At 70.0% G+C, this 15,006-nt stretch carries 16 protein-coding genes; 7 read left to right on the top strand and 9 right to left on the bottom strand.

All coding sequences use genetic code 11. The features are described 5' to 3' along the window. Positions 1 to 72: 72 nt before the first annotated feature. Both GVV77_RS17440 and GVV77_RS17435 read right to left on the bottom strand, forming a co-directional pair. Positions 73 to 828 (bottom strand): MerR family transcriptional regulator, encoded by a 756-nt coding sequence (locus GVV77_RS17440; protein WP_159620546.1) that lies wholly within the window; start codon positions 826 to 828, stop codon positions 73 to 75. 101 nt (positions 829 to 929) lie between these two features. After that, positions 930 to 1,187, bottom strand: coding sequence for a hypothetical protein (locus GVV77_RS17435; protein ID WP_159620544.1), 258 nt, complete (start codon positions 1,185 to 1,187; stop codon positions 930 to 932). Between the two features lie 195 nt (positions 1,188 to 1,382). Between GVV77_RS17435 and GVV77_RS17430 the strand changes: the two genes are divergently transcribed. Next, positions 1,383 to 1,796 (top strand): helix-turn-helix domain-containing protein, encoded by a 414-nt coding sequence (locus GVV77_RS17430; RefSeq protein WP_159620543.1) that lies wholly within the window; start codon positions 1,383 to 1,385, stop codon positions 1,794 to 1,796. Here the strand turns inward: GVV77_RS17430 and GVV77_RS17425 are convergent. Next, a complete protein-coding gene (locus GVV77_RS17425) occupies positions 1,758 to 2,966 on the bottom strand; it encodes a PucR family transcriptional regulator (RefSeq protein WP_159620542.1) in 1,209 nt (402 codons plus the stop codon). The two genes, GVV77_RS17430 and GVV77_RS17425, sit on opposite strands and share 39 nt — an antisense overlap. Before the next feature lie 309 nt (positions 2,967 to 3,275). Between GVV77_RS17425 and ald the strand changes: the two genes are divergently transcribed. Next, the gene (ald, locus tag GVV77_RS17420; protein WP_159620548.1) at positions 3,276 to 4,388 is read left to right on the top strand and encodes an alanine dehydrogenase; all 1,113 of its coding nucleotides are present in this window, start codon (positions 3,276 to 3,278) and stop codon (positions 4,386 to 4,388) included. Here ald and GVV77_RS17415 read toward each other — a convergent pair. Both GVV77_RS17415 and GVV77_RS17410 read right to left on the bottom strand, forming a co-directional pair. Beyond that, positions 4,385 to 5,416, bottom strand: coding sequence for a Gfo/Idh/MocA family protein (locus tag GVV77_RS17415; protein ID WP_159620541.1), 1,032 nt, complete (start codon positions 5,414 to 5,416; stop codon positions 4,385 to 4,387). The genes ald and GVV77_RS17415 overlap by 4 nt on opposite strands. A 77-nt stretch (positions 5,417 to 5,493) precedes the next feature. After that, on the bottom strand, positions 5,494 to 6,093 hold the full coding sequence (locus GVV77_RS17410; protein ID WP_159620540.1) for a TetR/AcrR family transcriptional regulator: 600 nt from the start codon (positions 6,091 to 6,093) through the stop codon (positions 5,494 to 5,496). 96 nt (positions 6,094 to 6,189) lie between these two features. On the opposite strand from GVV77_RS17410, the gene GVV77_RS17405 reads away from it, so the two are divergent. Beyond that, positions 6,190 to 6,753 carry an NAD(P)H-dependent oxidoreductase gene (locus tag GVV77_RS17405; protein ID WP_159620539.1) on the top strand — a complete coding sequence of 188 codons (564 nt, stop codon included), beginning with the start codon at positions 6,190 to 6,192 and terminating at the stop codon, positions 6,751 to 6,753. A gap of 85 nt (positions 6,754 to 6,838) precedes the next feature. Here the strand turns inward: GVV77_RS17405 and GVV77_RS17400 are convergent, their stop codons facing one another. The 3 genes from GVV77_RS17400 to GVV77_RS17390 all read right to left on the bottom strand — a co-directional run bounded on the left by GVV77_RS17400 (position 6,839) and on the right by GVV77_RS17390 (position 8,267). Continuing rightward, a complete protein-coding gene (locus GVV77_RS17400) occupies positions 6,839 to 7,030 on the bottom strand; it encodes a hypothetical protein (RefSeq protein WP_120166358.1) in 192 nt (63 codons plus the stop codon). Between the two features lie 41 nt (positions 7,031 to 7,071). After that, on the bottom strand, positions 7,072 to 8,040 hold the full coding sequence (locus GVV77_RS17395; protein WP_159620538.1) for a lantibiotic dehydratase C-terminal domain-containing protein: 969 nt from the start codon (positions 8,038 to 8,040) through the stop codon (positions 7,072 to 7,074). A gap of 86 nt (positions 8,041 to 8,126) precedes the next feature. Beyond that, complete coding sequence (locus GVV77_RS17390; protein WP_159620537.1) at positions 8,127 to 8,267, bottom strand: hypothetical protein; 141 nt, start codon at positions 8,265 to 8,267, stop codon at positions 8,127 to 8,129. Between the two features lie 438 nt (positions 8,268 to 8,705). On the opposite strand from GVV77_RS17390, the gene GVV77_RS17385 reads away from it, so the two are divergent. From GVV77_RS17385 to GVV77_RS17370, 4 genes are all read left to right on the top strand, one after another. Then, complete coding sequence (locus GVV77_RS17385) at positions 8,706 to 9,674, top strand: LuxR C-terminal-related transcriptional regulator (RefSeq protein ID WP_159620536.1); 969 nt, start codon at positions 8,706 to 8,708, stop codon at positions 9,672 to 9,674. 82 nt (positions 9,675 to 9,756) lie between these two features. After that, a complete protein-coding gene (locus tag GVV77_RS17380) occupies positions 9,757 to 10,941 on the top strand; it encodes an FAD-dependent oxidoreductase (protein WP_159620535.1) in 1,185 nt (394 codons plus the stop codon). 90 nt (positions 10,942 to 11,031) lie between these two features. Next, positions 11,032 to 12,354 carry an aminotransferase-like domain-containing protein gene (locus GVV77_RS17375; protein WP_159620533.1) on the top strand — a complete coding sequence of 441 codons (1,323 nt, stop codon included), beginning with the start codon at positions 11,032 to 11,034 and terminating at the stop codon, positions 12,352 to 12,354. 465 nt (positions 12,355 to 12,819) lie between these two features. Continuing rightward, positions 12,820 to 13,443, top strand: coding sequence for a hypothetical protein (locus tag GVV77_RS17370; protein WP_159620531.1), 624 nt, complete (start codon positions 12,820 to 12,822; stop codon positions 13,441 to 13,443). Between the two features lie 108 nt (positions 13,444 to 13,551). Here the strand turns inward: GVV77_RS17370 and GVV77_RS17365 are convergent, their stop codons facing one another. Then, positions 13,552 to 14,997, bottom strand: a complete 1,446-nt coding sequence (locus tag GVV77_RS17365; RefSeq protein ID WP_159620529.1) for a dihydrolipoamide acetyltransferase family protein — start codon at positions 14,995 to 14,997, stop codon at positions 13,552 to 13,554. Between the last annotated feature and the right edge of the window lie 9 nt (positions 14,998 to 15,006).

Raw genomic sequence — 15,006 nt, 5'->3', positions numbered from 1 at the left:
GCCCTCCCGGTTTCCGGGAGGGCGCGGCAGGGCGGGCGGGCCGCGCCGGAATCAGCGGATCCGGGCCGGGGCCTAGAGGTTCGCGTCGGCGTAGGCCCGCAGCGCGTCGCGCACGAACCCAGCCTTCTCCGGTCCTCCGTAGACCGCGCTGAAGCGGGGGTCGGCGACGTACATCTCCCCGAGCCCGATCACGTAGTCCTTCGCCGGCCTGCCGCCCTCGCGGGGGATCCCCGGCGCCTCGGACAGCCATTCGAAGTGCCGGGCGGCGAGCTCCTGCGCGCGGGGACCCTCGGGCCGCTCACCGTCGGACGCCGCGGCCACCCAGCCGTCGGCGAGACGCTTGGCCGCCGCCGCGTAGTCCTTCCGTTCGGCATCGCTCTTCGCCCGCCACCAGGAGTCACCGGCGGCATACGCGTCGGCGCCCCACCGCTGCTCCACCTCCTCCTTGTACTGGGTGTGGTCAAAACCGTCGAACATGTTCTCAGCCATCAATGGCTCCCCTCTCTCGAGACTCCGCACGGTGCCGAGCACCGATTCGATCTGTTGTCCGATCCGCTGCTGTTCACAGCGCAGTTGTCCCAGGTGGGTGCGCAGCGCAGCGGCCGGGTGTTCACCGCCATCGAGGATGTCCCGGATGGCGGGCAGTGCCAGCCCGAATCCGCGCAGGAGGAGGATGCGCTGGAGGCGCACCAGAGCGTCGTCGTCGTAGTACCGGTAGCCGTTGGCGCCCACACGCGACGGCGGAAGGAGGCCCAGCTGCCCGTAGTGGCGCAGGGCCCTGCTGGTGGTGCCGGCGAGTCTCGCGACGTCCTGGATTGACCGTTCCACTTTCTCTTCTCCCGTTCTGGATTCCGTGCCGGATCCAGCGTAGGAGTTGACGCAGCGTCAAGGTCAAGGGCGGTACGCGAGGGGGGACCGGCCCGGGGAGGTCAGCTGTACCAGAACCAGTGCGGCGGGCTCCAGTCCGCCGGCACCGTGTGCCCTGCGAAGCCGCCGCACTCCGAGCAGGAGTAGCCCGCGCTGGCGGGAAGGATCGCTCCGCCGCCGCTCGGGAGCCGGGGCGGGACGTACTCTTCGAAAATCAGAAAATCGTCGGTGCCGCAGCGGTGACACCAGGGGTGTTCGCCGGTTTCGACGGGGGCCGCCCCCGGCCGGGCGGTGCCGGGCGTTGAGTTGATTGTCGTCATTGCCTTCACCATCTCGCTTCAAGCGGTCGACGTCGGCCGCGAACGGAAGTAAGGATACTGATCAGCTTAGGATACTACCGGCCCAGACCACCGGATAGTCCGCGCACCTCATCAGCGCCGACCTGCCGGACGCAAGCTTTGGGAAACGGAGGCCCCAAGAACCCGCAGGGCGCCCATCTTTGGCACAATGTCCCCATGCCGCCACGAGCCCCCCGCACCACCGATGCGCTGCCCCCCGCCGAGGCCGCAAGGCTCGAACGGGCGCTGGCCGACAGCTCCGACATCACCGTCTTCGTCGACGGGACGGCGTTCCGCCTGCCCGCCGGTGCACGCGAGGCTGTGGTCGACCTGCTCGAACGGCTCGGCGCGGGCGACACCGTGCAGTGCTCCTCGGTGGCCGAACTGCTGACGACCTCGCAGGCCGCCGAACTGGCCGGGATCTCCCCGACCTACCTGCGCAACCTCACCGATGCCGGGGAGATCGCCGCCGAGTACCGCGGCTCGCACCGGCGCATCCGGCGCAGCGACATCGAACAGTGGCTCCGCCGCCAAGGCGCCCGCAGGGCCGGTTCAGAACCTCGGGCGGAGCATCCAGCGGCGGGCCTTTAGGGCGAGGTGCAGCTCGAGCCGCACCGCACCGCCGAGCGGATCGGCTCCGATGATCGCCCGGATTCGCGCGAGGCGGTTGTACACGCTGCTGCGGTGCAGGTGCAGCTGCGCGGCGACATCCTGCACCGACCCGTTCTTGTCGTACAGCAGCTCGAGCACCGGCAGCAGCTCCCCGGCCCGGTCCTGCTCCTCCAGCTCGGCGAAGTAGATGCTCCGGGCCGCCGCCGCCTGCCAGCCCACTGCCGCGAGCATCTGGTAGGCGCCGATCGAACGGTACTCGACAATCGTGCCGAGCTGCGGCTCGACGCCGGCGGCCTGCGCGGCGCAGCGGGCCTGACCGTAGGACTCGGCCAGCCGCTCAAGGCCCGCGAAGGGCTCCCCCAGGCCCAGGACCAGCAGTGCGGCCGGGCGCCCCGCGCGCTTGGCCAGGCCCTCCCCGTACCGCCGCAGGACATCGGCGTGGGCGGCATAGCCGACCCCTGCGCGCAGGAGGAGGACCGCATGCGTCGGCGCGCCGGCGCTGAAGAGGAACGGTTCGACGCCGACCGTCGCCTGCAGGGCGGCGGCCCGGTGCATCAGCGTGCCCGCTTCGGGATCGGCCGCCCGCGGGCCGCCGGCGTCGGCGATCACGGCGACCTGCCACGGACCGCCGTCGTCGACCTCCGGCCACCCCCAGAGGTCTTCGAGGGCGGAGGCGGTGCCGCCGCAGGCGGCCAGGAAGTCCGTCTCCCGGCGCGTGCGGTGTTCGGAGTCGGCCGTATTGTCCTCAAGCAGGAGCTCGGCGAGCCGGTCCAGGTCAGGGCGGACCCGGGGAAGGGCGGCGAGGATGTCCGCGGCGGGATCGGCCTCGGACTCCTGCTGCACCCAGAGATATCCCACCCGGAAACCCTTGACCAGCAGGGGCACGCACACCCGGCCCAGCATCCCCAGGTCGGCGTTTGCCGGGACAGCCACGGGACGCACCGCGGTCCCGGTCCCGTGCCGGAGCTGCCAGGCACCGACGTCGGCGGGAACCTTCTTGCTCAGCAGGAAATTGACCCGGACCCGGTCCGCGGAACTTTGGTGGCTGCTGTAGGCCACCAGCACGCCGTCGAGGTCCTCGAGTGAAAGACCCCGGCGCAGTGTCCCGGCGATCCGCTCGACGGCGTCCTCGATGGCGGAGGTGTGCATCCCGCCAGCCTAGGGGCTGCACCGGCAGCGGGGCGACATTTGCCGCTCCCGGACTCGACGAATGTCGATTGCTTTCACCGGCTCCCGCTGCTAGTGACCTGGGACACAGGAAGCGGTGCAGCCCCGGCGTCGTGCGCCAGCGCGGGCACGGGCGGGCCGGGACGCCCGTCCGGCGGGCAGCCCTCCGCGCGGCATCGCGCGGGCGGCGCGGGCGCAACCCCGGCAAAGCAGCAGACAGCGGTTTGGGTGCCGCTCATACTTGAAGCACGCCCCACCGGGCGCCTGCCCGAACGACACCTGGAGAACCCCATGATCATCGGCGTCCCGAAAGAAGTTAAGAACAACGAGTACCGCGTCGCCATCACGGCCTCGGGCGTCCACGAGTTCCAAACCCACGGGCATACCGTGCTGATCGAGCGGGGCGCCGGAACCGGCTCCAACATCACCGATGCGGAATACCAGGCCGCCGGCGCCCAGATCCTTGAGGACGCCGACGACGTCTGGGGGCGTGCCGACATGGTCCTCAAGGTCAAGGAGCCGATCAAGGAGGAGTACCACCGCTTCCGGGAGGGCCTGATCCTCTTCACCTACCTGCACCTCGCCGCCGAGGCCGAGCTCACCCGGAACCTGCTGGACGCCGGGGTCACCGCCATCGCCTACGAGACCGTCCAGGACGGGCGCGCCCTCCCGCTGCTCGCCCCGATGTCCGAGGTCGCGGGGCGGCTCTCGGTTCAGGTGGGCGCCCAGGTCATGACCGCCCCGGCCGGCGGCCCGGGCCTGCTGCTGGGCGGAGTCCCCGGAGTGCGCCCGGCCAAGGTCACCGTGCTGGGCGCCGGTGTCGCCGGCACCAACGCCACGGCCATGGCCGTGGGCACCGGGGCTGAGGTCACGATCCTCGACATCAACATCGCCCGGCTGCGCGAGCTCGACGCGCAGTACGCGGGACGGGTGAAGACCGTGGCCTCGAACGCCTTCGAGATCGAGAAGTCGGTGCTCGAGGCGGACCTGGTGATCGGCTCGGTGCTCATTCCGGGGGCGAAGGCCCCCAAGCTCGTCACCAACGACATGGTCTCGCGGATGAAGCCCGGCAGCGTGCTGGTCGACATCGCGGTGGATCAGGGCGGCTGCTTCGAGGACTCACACGTCACCACCCACCAGGAGCCGACCTTCAAGGTCCACAACTCGCTGTTCTACTGCGTCGGCAACATGCCCGGCGCCGTCCCGAACACCTCGACCTATGCGCTGACCAACGTCACCCTGCGCTACGCGGTGGCCCTGGCCAACCGGGGCGTGCGCGCGGCGTTCGAGGCGGACCCGGCCCTGGCCCGCGGGCTCAACACGGCCGCCGGCCAGGTGGCGCACTCCTCGGTTTCCGAGGCGCACGGGCTCCAGCTTGCCGAGGACTGGCGGGAATTGATCTAACCGCCCGCAAGCCGGTGGGCCTGCTCAATGAGGCGCAGGCCCGCCAGGGAATCCTCAGGGTCCACCGGAATGGTCCCGTCGCTGCGGACAGCCCCGGCGAGCTGCCGGTAGAACGCGCCGTAGTCGCCGCGGGCCGTCTCCACCGGCTCCGCCGACGGGTCGAGGCCGAGCCGGCCCCACAGCTCCTGCGGTTCGCGCCCGTACAGGGGGTCCCCGGGGAGCATCCCGGCCTCGATCGAGGCTTCCTGCGGATCGACGCCCCACTTCGTGTAGGAGGCTTCCGTTCCGGTGAGGCGGAACCGGGGCCCGGCCTGCGGGGCGAGGAAGTTCATCGCCAGGTGGGAGAGGACTCCCTGCTCATGGCGCAGGACCACGAACGCGTCGTCGTCCGGGCCGCCGCCGGAGCGGGCCGTGGCCAGCTCCGCGTGCTCAAGGGTCGCCGGGCCGAAGAGCCGCAGGGCCTGGTCGATCAAGTGCGGGCCCAGATCGTAGAGGATGCCTCCGCCCTGGTCGGGGCCGGCGCTCTTTTTCCACGGTTTGGCGACCTCGGGCTTGAAGAACTCCATGCGCGATTCGAACCTCCGCACCCGGCCCAGGGCGCCCTCCCGGACCAGCCGCTCGACGGTGAGGAAGTCGCCGTCCCACCGCCGGTTCTGGAAGACCGTCAGGACCCGCGAACGCGAGGAGGCGAGTTCGACCAGCCGCGCGCCCTCGGCGCTGTCGACGACGAAGGGTTTGTCGACGACGACGTGGAGCAAGGCCTCCAGTGCCGCTCCGGCCAGCGCGGCGTGGGTGGCCGGCGGCGTGCTGATGACGGCCAGGTCCAGGTCTGCGGCCCGGGCGAGGGCCTCCTCCGCCGAGGACACCACGGCGGCCCCCGGGTAGGCCTGCCGTGCGGCCGTGGCGCGCCCCGGATCGGAGGTGACGATGACCTTCAGCTCGAACCGGGGGTCAGCGGCGAGGAACGGGGCATGGAAGACCCTTCCGCCGAGACCAAAACCGAAGAGCGCCGCGCGGATCTTGTGCATGGCCCCAGCCTACCGGGATGCGTCCGTCCGTCCGCGGACGGGCGCGCCCTGCGGCCAGCCCCCCTGCGCCCATCCGGCTACCTTGGCAGGAAGCGCTCGACCAGTTCGTTCCAGCCCGCGATGAGGCGCTCCTGCGGCATCCGGCGCTCCTCCATGAGGTGGATCAGCAGCCCGGCATTGAGGTAGGCGGCGAGCTGGTACGCGGCCAGTTCGACGTCGCCGGTGGTTCCGGCCTCACGGAGGAGAAGGCCAAGGTGCTGTCGGGAGAGCCGCTGCGTGGGGTGGCCGAGCGCCTCCGGCCCCTCCTGCGCGGCCCGCAGCAGATGGCCCTGGAATTCGCACCGCCGGATCGACGCCTCGCCGAACGCCTTGAGCCGCTCCCCCGGGGCTGCCCCGGGACCGAGGGGAGGCGGCCCGGACATGAACGCGGCCTGGAAGTCCCTCCCGGACTGATCGAGCAGCGCCTGGATCAGCCCGGTCTTGTTCCCGAACCGGCGGAACAGCGTGCCCTTGCCCACTCCGGCGTGGCGGGCCGCCTCGTCCATGGTGAGTTTCTCGGGTCCGCGCAGCTCCACGATCCGGACGGCGGCCTCGAGCAGGAGCTGGCGGTTGCGCGCGGCATCGGCCCGCTCGCCGTCGTTGCCGGAGAGCCGGAGCACTGGATTCCTGCCCGACATAGGTCCAAGCATAGTGCGGAATAAAGTGGACCGCGGTCCGGTTACAGTAGGCAGCGGCCTGAGGGCCGAGACCCATTACCCTCACAAGGAGTATCCATGACCACGACCATCCTCACCCTCGTCGGAAGCCTCCGCGGAGATTCACACAACCGCCAGATCGCCGAAGCTGCAGCTGCGGTTGCCCCGGGTGACGTGAGCATCGTGACCTATGACGACCTCACCAGCATCCCGTTCTACAACGAGGACCTCGATGTACCCGGCGCCGTTCCGGCCGCCGCCGCGAAGTTCCGTGCCGCAGTGGCCGAGGCCGACGCCGTCCTGCTCGTCTCCCCCGAGTACAACGGCACGATTCCCGCAGTGCTGAAGAACGCCATCGACTGGGCCTCCCGCCCCTACGGCGCGAGCTCCATCTCGGCCAAGCCCGCAGCCGTGATCGGCTCCTCCATGAGCCCCTACGGTGCGGTACGCGCCCACGACGACGCCCGCCGCTCGCTCGGCGTTGCCGGCGCCTCGGTGCTCGAGGATGCCCAGCTGTCGGTCGGGGCGAGCCTGGACCGGTTCGCCGAGATCCACCCCAAGGATGACGCCGAGCTCGTCGAGCAGGTCACCGCGATCCTGAACGCGCTCTCCGGTGCCGCCAAGGAACCGGCTGCCGCGTAACGGAGCATAATCGCTGGTGTTGATCAGGAAGGCCGGGCAACTGCCCGGCCTTCCGCCGTTTAACGAGGTACGGCCGCGCCGGCGCTCAGTGCCACAGGCTGTCGGCCCAGGCGGCATCCCGGAGGTAGTCCCTCGCCGGGCCCACCTCCCAGAGTTCGCCGGAACTCGCGAGGACCCCGCTGTCCCTCAGGGACGCAAGCGCCGCCGCGGAACATCCAAGGGCCACTGTCAGATCACGGTCGTCGGCGGCGATAACGAAATCACTGCGGTCGCTCATGGGAACCTTCTTCTGGTGGGGGGCGCTGCGGGTCGTGGCGGTCAGGAGGTGCTGTGCAGCCGGCGCCGAGCCCCCGCCGGCACCTGCGGGCTCCAGGTCCGGGCGTGAAGCCCGAGGGCCGCCTCCTCCCGGGGCAGGAAGCCCAGCCGGTTGAGCGTCATGTGGGCCTGGTACACGGTCAGGTGGCGGGCGCCGCGGCTCACGCCGGCCTTGTCCGCGCTGCTCAGGTAGGAGTCAAGGGCCGAGAACCACCGCCGGCGCCAGTGCTGAACGGTCGCTTCAGCCGCTGTGGCCCCCATGAGGCTGTGGAACGCCGGGCTCTTGGCGCGGACCTGCTCGGTCATGGCCTGCCGGACGGCCGGCGCGCGCACGCCCAGCTCGGCGGTGCAGGCCGCAAGGTGGTTGTCCCAGTAGGAGTCCCAGGAGTCCCGCCGCCGTTCGGGCCAGGTACCCGAGCGCGGCCCGCGCATCATGGCCTGGGTTGAATCGAAGAGAATCAGCGCCCCCAGCGCCGAGCGGCTCTGCATGCGGGTGAACCGCTGCACGGCCCACAGGGAAAGGTCCGAGCTGAGTTCGAAGACCTGCTCGGCCAGTTCGAGCCCGGCCGCGCCGCCGTAGGTGATGAGGTCGGCCTCGAGCTGCGGATCGGGTTCTCCGACTCCGCCGAAGTAGTAGAGGTCCACCGCCGGGCTTGAGGTGTGCTGCCGGATCGAGACCTTCGGCCTGGCAGCGCTGCGGTGAATCCGCTGGTCACGCTGGAGGCCCTGAAGTTTCTCAAGGACGCGGGGGTGGGCCTGGATGTTCACCCGCACCTGGGTGGCCGGGTCGCCGCTGCGGGAAAAGTACCAGCGCTTGGCTCCCAGCGAGCGGGCCTGCGCCACCAGGGGGGTAACCAGCTCTTCGATGATGCCGTCCGCTACATCGAAGCCACCCGTGGTGAAGGTGAGGTGCCACCATTGAGTGCTCCCGGCCGTTCGTGAGGCGGTTCGAACGGTGGTGAGCTGACTCATGGGCCCTCTCCTTCAGGGTTAGTGGTTACCCCGCTGGGGCGGGATCGGGGGGAACGCCGCCGTACCAACACGCACGGCGTTCCGTCTTACTTCGGCCAGTCCCAACTGCCGGCGACGAGGTCTCCACGCGGCGATTCGGCGCTGCCTGCCGCGACGGCCGGGCCCGCCGGTGACACCGCTCCCATGAGGATGAGGATTCCGGCGGCTGTGCCGAGGAGCTTCTTCATGGAGATCACCTTTCGCAGTGGGACTGATTCCCGGCAGGGATAGCCGACGCACCTGTGAGTCGGGCCTCTCGATGCCGCCGTTCCACCAGCACCGCCTTTCCGGTCTACCCAGAATGGTCGGACTGTCCCGGCGTGTCCAGCCTCCCGGATGGCCGCTTCAGGACATGGCCGGAACCGGACTTCCGGCCGCCCGGTCGGCGGCCGTCGCACCCCGGATACCCGCGGGAATCCCCGGAAATACGCGGAACAGTGGAGCGCCAACGCCCGCGGGTTGCCACTCCGCCCGCGGTGTCATTAACTGGACATGCCCTGTTTTTCGCGCCGTCGAGCCGGCGGGAGCGCCACCGCGGGATTGGCGGGGCGGCCCGGGCTCGTCTGTACTCTGGGGAAGGGCGGGCCGCCGACGCGCCGCCCGGTGTCCGTCCAGAAGGAGGTCTCATGCTCGATGGTTCATGCCTTGAGTTGTACCGCTACGCCGTCGGCCATCCCGGCTGGACCAAGGAGCAGGCCTCCGAGGCGCTGGGGCTGACGCTGCGGGAAATCGACAATGCCATGACCGAGCTTCAGGCCCGCCGCCTCCTCGGCCCCCAGGCCGCCGGCACCGCCGGCTTCGTCGCGGTCTCACCCGATGTCGCCCTCGCGGACCTCGTCGACGCCGACGAGCGCTCCCTGCAGGAGCTGAAGATGCGCATCAGTTCACGCCGCCGGGAGCTTTCAAGCCTCGTGCCGATCTTCCTCGAGGCGCGCAAGCAGAGCGTGTCGAGCACCTCGGTGGAAACCCTTGAGGATCCCCACCTGATCCACCGGGTGCTGATCGACTACGGCAGGGACGTCTCCGAAAAGGTCCTGATCGCCCAGCCCGGCCAGGGCTCCACCGCCGATGTGCACGAGGAAAGCATCCGCAAGGACCTCGACCTCCTCAACCGGGGCGTCCGGCGCCGCACGCTCTACGACGTGAGCACCCGTGACCACGTGCCAACCCGCAAGGCCGTCACCGCCATCCAGGCCGGCGGCGGTGAATTCGGGGCCCTTCCGTTCGTACCGCTGCGCATGATGATTTTCGACCAAAAACTCGCCCTGGTGGCCCGGCAGCTCGACGCCGGCGATAAGGCGGCGCTGGTGATCCGCGACCCCAGCCTCATCCACATCTTCACCCTGCTCTTCGATGTGGCGTGGGAACTGAGCGAGCCGTTCCTGGCCCCGGATCCCACGCAGACCCCCCTCAACAGCATGCAACACGCCATTCTCCAGGGGCTGGCCGCCGGGCTGTCCGATGAATCGATCGCCCGGCGCCTCGACATCAATGTGCGCACCTGCCGCCGGCACATCGCCTGGATGCTCGAGACGCTGCGGGCCGACAGCCGCTTTCAGGCGGGGGTCAAAGCCCGCGACGCCGGCTGGATCTAGACGGGACAAAGCGTCCCGGCCGCCGGACGGCTGCGCCCGGGCGTAGCATGGGCCGGCGGAGGTACTGCGAGCGGGGGATGGAATGGCCGGAACCGGACGGAACGCTGTGGTTGTCGGCGGCGGCATTGCCGGGCTGGCCGCCGCCTGCTCCCTGCTGCGCCAGGGCTGGACCGTGACCGTGCTCGAGCAGGCCCGCCGGTTCTCGGAGGTCGGGGCCGGGCTGGCCCTGACGCCCAACGGCCTCTCCGCGCTCTCGACGCTCGGGCTCGATGCCCCGGCGCAAGGGGCGGGCCATCCCGTGCAGATGGCGGGCAGCCAGGACCACCGCGGCAGGTGGCTGGTGCGTATCCCCTCGGGCACCCCCCGGCGCCCGCCCCCGACGGCCTACGGCATCCACCGCGGGGAACTGCACCGCCTGCTCCTGGCATCCGCCCAGGGAGCCACCCTTCTGCCCGGCGCGCGGGTGGTGGGCATCGACCCGGGTCGGCCGGACGGGCCACGGGCAGTCGTGTTCTGCGTCTCGGACAAGGGGGATCTGGCCCTCGACGCGGATCTCGTCGTGGGAGCCGACGGCCTGCGCAGTGCCTGCCGTCAACAGCTCGCGCCGGCGTCGGAACCCCGGTACAGCGGGAAGTCCGCCTGGCGGGGCGTCGTCCAGGACTTCCCTACCGCGGCCAACGGCTTCGCGGTGCGGTGGGGCCCGGGTGCCGAATTCGGGGCACTGCAGCTCGGCGCCGGCTCCGTGTATTGGTATGGGTACACCTTCTCCGAGGAAGGCCAACAATGGCCCGATGAGAAGGACGCCGCGATGCGGCACTTCGCCGGCTGGGCCGAGCCGGTCCCTTCGCTGATCGGGGCGACACCCCGGCAGGTGGTCCTGCGCCATGACGTCTACGCGCTCGCGCCGGCCCTTGAGACGTACGTCTACGGGCGCGCCGTGCTCATCGGGGACGCCGCCCACGCAATGGTGCCCACCCTGGGGCAGGGGGCCAATTCCTCCCTTGAGGACGGGGCGTGCGTCGGTCTGCTCATTGCCCGCGCGGTGAACGAGGGTGCCTCCCTGGCCGCCGCCCTCGGCAGCTATGACGCCCAGCGCCGCCCCCGCACGCAGCGGATCGCCCGCCGGTCCGCCACGGCCGGCAGGTTGGGGGCGGACGTCCGCGCGCCGGCCGGTGTCGCCGCCCGGAACGCACTGCTGAGGCTTCTCCCCGGCCGCGTCGCTGCCCGCGCCGGCTCATCCGTCCTGGCGTGGCGGGCACCAGCGTGAGCGGTTCCCCGGCCGACGTGGGGGCGCGCACCCGCCCCATATGGGCAACAGCTGTTGCCCCCCGGTGAACCCGCCGCCTAGACTCGGGGGGTGACGAACTCCAGTGACTCAAGCCACGAAGTGATTCCCGCCGAAACCGAAGCAGCCCTGGAGCGGGTGGCCGATTATGCGGCCCGCCACGACGTGCTCTACTCGGCCCGTGCCGCCAACATCAAGCAGTCGGCGGTCCGCGATGTCTTCGATATTTCAATCCGGCCCGGCCTTGTGTCCCTCGCCGGAGGCAGCCCGTACCTGCGTTCGCTGCCCCTCGAGGACCTGGGCCGCACCGCCCAGCGGATCATCGCCGAGCAGGGCCTCGAAGCCCTTCAGTACGGCGGCGGCCAGGGCATGGAGGAGCTGCGCGAACTGATCTGCGAGGTGATGGCCGCCGAAGGGATCACCGACGCCGACCCGGCCGACATCGTGGTCACCACCGGCTCCCAGTCGGCCCAGGACGTCGCCGCCAAGGTCTTCTGCAACCCCGGCGACGTGATTCTCTGCGAAGATCCCACCTACGTCGGGGCACTGAACACGTTCGAGGCCTACGAGGTCGACGTCGTCACCGTCCCGATGGACGACAAGGGCCTCATTCCCGAAGAGCTCGAACGCACCATCCTCCGGCTGAAGGAGGAGGGCCGGTCGATCAAGCTGCTCTACACCATCCCCAGCTTCAACAACCCCAGCGGGGTCACAATGGAGGCCGGCCGGCGCCAGCGCGTCGTCGACATCTGCCGGGACAACAACATCCTGGTGCTCGAGGACAACCCCTACGGCATGCTCCGCTTCGACGGCCACCCCCTGGCGCCGATGCGGGCGGGCAACCCGAACGACGTCATCTACCTCGGCTCGTTCTCGAAGATCTTCGCCCCGGGTGTCCGGCTGGGCTGGGCGCTGGTTCCGCGCCACCTGCACCGCCGCTTCTACCTGGCATGCGAGGCCGTGGTGCTCTGCCCGTCGCCGCTGACCCAGATGCTGGTGAGCGCCTACCTGACGGACTATGACTGGCGCGGCCACCTCGACACCATGAGGGTGCTGTACCGGGAGCGGTGCGAGGCGATGCTCGCCGCGCTGGCCGAGCACCTTCCGGAGGGCGTGCACTGGACCACCCCCGAAGGCGGCTTCTTCGTCTGGGTGACCCTGCCCGAAGGGATCGACACCTATCCCCTGCTCTACGAAGCGATCGATGCCGGCGTGGTCTTCATTCCCGGCGCGGCCTTCACCCCCTCGGACGAGGCGTCGAACAAGCTCCGCCTGGCCTTCAGCGCGGTCTCCCCGGAGGACATCGCAGAGGGCGTGCGCCGGCTTGCGCCCATCCTGCAGCGGGCCCTGGCGTCGGTCCCGCCGCAGAACGCGGCCCGCTCAAGCAATTCCTGACGTTCAGCAACTCCTCACGGGCGCCTCCCGGGCGGGGCTCGGGCAACCGGTCGGCCCGGCCCCGCGGGCACGACAACGCGTTGCACGGGGGTTTCCGCCACCCGGGCGACGGCGGCGGCTCTGCCGCGGCCGGGTGCACAGGACCGGCCGGGGCGAAGATCACAGCGGGATCACAAACCCGTCCTCCCAGTTACAGTTCGGTGACAGTGGTTGTTGCCTCCCAACAAGCGTGCCTACGGTTGAAGGACACAACAGGAGCCGCGCACCAACGGCGGCGGCTTCAGAGCCGGCCTTGAGGACCGCATCAGCGCGGCCGGAAAAGACATCAAAGAGGGCCAATAACGACAAGCGCCCCATCCATCGAACAGACCGAGCACTCTCGCCGGAAGGGCCGAACAGTCAGCGTTCGCCCTGGGCTTCGAACTTCAACCAGCCACGGTGAAACCATCCTGCAGGGAGAAGACAATGGATAATCAACACACCTCCGGGGCGTCGTCCCCAAAAGGCAGGCGGGACTCCGTCGTGGCCGAGGAAAGGCGTCAATTCGGCGGAATTAAGTTTGGGTCGGCCTTCTTTGGCTGGATGACTGCCACCGGCATCGCCGTGCTCCTCACGGCGCTGCTCACCGCCCTCGGCGCCGGTGTCGGCGTCGCAAACAATGCCGAACCGGCTGAGGTTGCGGAACAAGCCACCCAGAACGCGGAGACCGTCGGGGTTGTCGGTGCTGTCCTTCTCGCGGTAATCCTGTTCATCGCCTACTACTGCGGCGGTTACGTCGCCGGTCGGATGGCGAGGTTCGACGGCGTAAAACAGGGCCTTGCCGTCTGGCTGTGGGCCATCGTGGTCGCCGTCGTGCTGGCCATCATCGGCGCCATCGCAGGCAGTGAATTCAACCTCCTCAGCGGCCTGAACGGATTCCCGAGAATTCCGATCAATGAGGGCACCCTGACCACGGGCGGCATCATCGCCCTGGCGATTGCGGTGATTGTCCCGCTTATCGGCGCCCTCCTTGGAGGCAAAGCCGGGATGCACTTCCATCGCAAGGTCGATCAGGCCGGCGTGAACCACCAGGTTGGTCTGAGCGGGTAATTCGACGCCCTCATCCCCGCGCGCCGGGTTGCTCATCCCGCCCGTGCCGCGGTGGGGCGGCAGCCGCACCGCGGCACGGTCACTTATCCCCGGTGCCACGACCCCCTGCTAGTCGAGCAGCAGCGCCGGCTCCTCGAGGATCGAGGCGACGTCGGCCATGAAGCGGGCGCTGAGGTCGCCGTCGACCACCCGGTGGTCGAAGGAACCGCCGAGGGTGGTGATCCACCGGGGGATCACCTCGCCGTCAAGCACCCACGGCTTCTGCTTGATGGTGCCGAACGCCACGATCGCCACCTCGCCGGGATTGATGATCGGGGTTCCCGTATCGATGCCGAGGGCGCCGATGTTGGTGATCGTCAGGGTCCCGCCCTGCATCTGGGCCGGCTGGGTCTTCCCGGCTCGCGCCGTCACCGCCAGGTCGTTCAGGGCCAGGGCGAGCTCCTTCAGGGACAGGTTCTGTGCGTCCTTGATGTTGGGCACCATCAGCCCGCGGGGCGTCGCCGCGGCGATCCCGAGGTTCATGAAGTGCTTCACGAGGATCTCGTCGTCGGTCCAGGTGGCATTGACCGAGGGGTTGCGGGCCGCCGCCCAGATCACGGCCTTGGCCAGGATCAGCAGGGGTGAGACCTTGATGCCCTCGAAGTCGCGGGAGGCCTTAAGCCGCTTGACGAACTCCATGGTGCGGGAGGCATCGACGTCGACGAAGATGCTGACGTGCGGCGCGGAGAAGGCGCTCTGCACCATCGCCCTGGCGGTGGCCTTGCGCACCCCCTTCACGGGGATCCGCTCGATCCGGCCGGCGCCGTGCTTCTTCCGGTCGTCCCAGAACGAGTCGGCGCCGTCCTGTTCGGCGTCGCGCTGGGCCTGGTAGCTCATCAGGTCCTGCTTCGTCACCTCGCCGGATGACCCGGTGGCGGGAACATCGGCGAGGTTGATCCCGAGGTCCCGCGCGGCCTTGCGCACCGGCGGCTTAGCCAGGACGCGGTTGAGCAGCTGGTTCAGCGGTCCGGGCCGCGGGTCCGGCCGGCCCGCAGCGGGACCGGTGCCGTCGGCGCCGGCCGCCGGGAGGGCCGCCGGAACGGCAGGAGCCGGCGGTGCCGGAGGCGCGGGCGCCGGCTCGGGGGTGTTCGCGCCGGGGGCGCGCCGCGGCCTGCGGCGGACCGCGTCGGCCTTGGGGCCGGTTCCGACGAGAGGTCCGTTCTCCGGTCCGGCCGCGGGTTCAGCCGGCGGCGGAGTGGTCAGCTCGCCGGGCATTTCGGGGGCCGGCGTCTGGGCGGCCGGGCCGCCGGAGGCGGGCTCCCCTCGGGCCGGGACGGCGTCCTCGACGGCGATGATTGCGGTTCCCACCTCGACGGTGTCGCCCTCCGCCACCAGCAGGGCCGAGACCACGCCGGCGAACGGCGAGGGCAGTTCGACCAGCGACTTCGCCGTCTCGATCTCGACAATGGTGTCGTTGACGGCCACGACGGCGCCGGGCTGGACCTTCCAGGAAACGATTTCGGCCTCGGTGAGCCCCTCGCCGACATCCGGGAGGTGGAAAGTGTTCAGTGCCATTCGGTGTCC

This window comes from Arthrobacter zhaoguopingii (assembly GCF_009828605.1).
Taxonomy (GTDB): Bacteria; Actinomycetota; Actinomycetes; order Actinomycetales; family Micrococcaceae; genus Arthrobacter_D; species Arthrobacter_D zhaoguopingii.
This window is presented reverse-complemented; position numbering and strand designations above follow the sequence as displayed.

Excerpts from the sequence above, each read along its gene's own strand:
- GVV77_RS17395 (WP_159620538.1), bottom strand. The coding sequence starts at position 8,040 with ATGAGTCAGCTCACCACCGTTCGAACCGCCTCACGAACGGCCGGGAGC.
- GVV77_RS17365 (WP_159620529.1), bottom strand. The coding sequence starts at position 14,997 with ATGGCACTGAACACTTTCCACCTCCCGGATGTCGGCGAGGGGCTCACC.
- GVV77_RS17405 (WP_159620539.1), top strand. The coding sequence starts at position 6,190 with ATGACCACGACCATCCTCACCCTCGTCGGAAGCCTCCGCGGAGATTCA.
- GVV77_RS17410 (WP_159620540.1), bottom strand. The coding sequence starts at position 6,093 with ATGTCGGGCAGGAATCCAGTGCTCCGGCTCTCCGGCAACGACGGCGAG.
- GVV77_RS17400 (WP_120166358.1), bottom strand. The coding sequence starts at position 7,030 with ATGAGCGACCGCAGTGATTTCGTTATCGCCGCCGACGACCGTGATCTG.
- GVV77_RS17390 (WP_159620537.1), bottom strand. The coding sequence starts at position 8,267 with ATGAAGAAGCTCCTCGGCACAGCCGCCGGAATCCTCATCCTCATGGGA.
- GVV77_RS17435 (WP_159620544.1), bottom strand. The coding sequence starts at position 1,187 with ATGACGACAATCAACTCAACGCCCGGCACCGCCCGGCCGGGGGCGGCC.
- GVV77_RS17385 (WP_159620536.1), top strand. The coding sequence starts at position 8,706 with ATGCTCGATGGTTCATGCCTTGAGTTGTACCGCTACGCCGTCGGCCAT.
- GVV77_RS17415 (WP_159620541.1), bottom strand. The coding sequence starts at position 5,416 with ATGCACAAGATCCGCGCGGCGCTCTTCGGTTTTGGTCTCGGCGGAAGG.
- GVV77_RS17430 (WP_159620543.1), top strand. The coding sequence starts at position 1,383 with ATGCCGCCACGAGCCCCCCGCACCACCGATGCGCTGCCCCCCGCCGAG.
- GVV77_RS17370 (WP_159620531.1), top strand. The coding sequence starts at position 12,820 with ATGGATAATCAACACACCTCCGGGGCGTCGTCCCCAAAAGGCAGGCGG.
- GVV77_RS17380 (WP_159620535.1), top strand. The coding sequence starts at position 9,757 with ATGGCCGGAACCGGACGGAACGCTGTGGTTGTCGGCGGCGGCATTGCC.
- GVV77_RS17425 (WP_159620542.1), bottom strand. The coding sequence starts at position 2,966 with ATGCACACCTCCGCCATCGAGGACGCCGTCGAGCGGATCGCCGGGACA.
- ald (WP_159620548.1), top strand. The coding sequence starts at position 3,276 with ATGATCATCGGCGTCCCGAAAGAAGTTAAGAACAACGAGTACCGCGTC.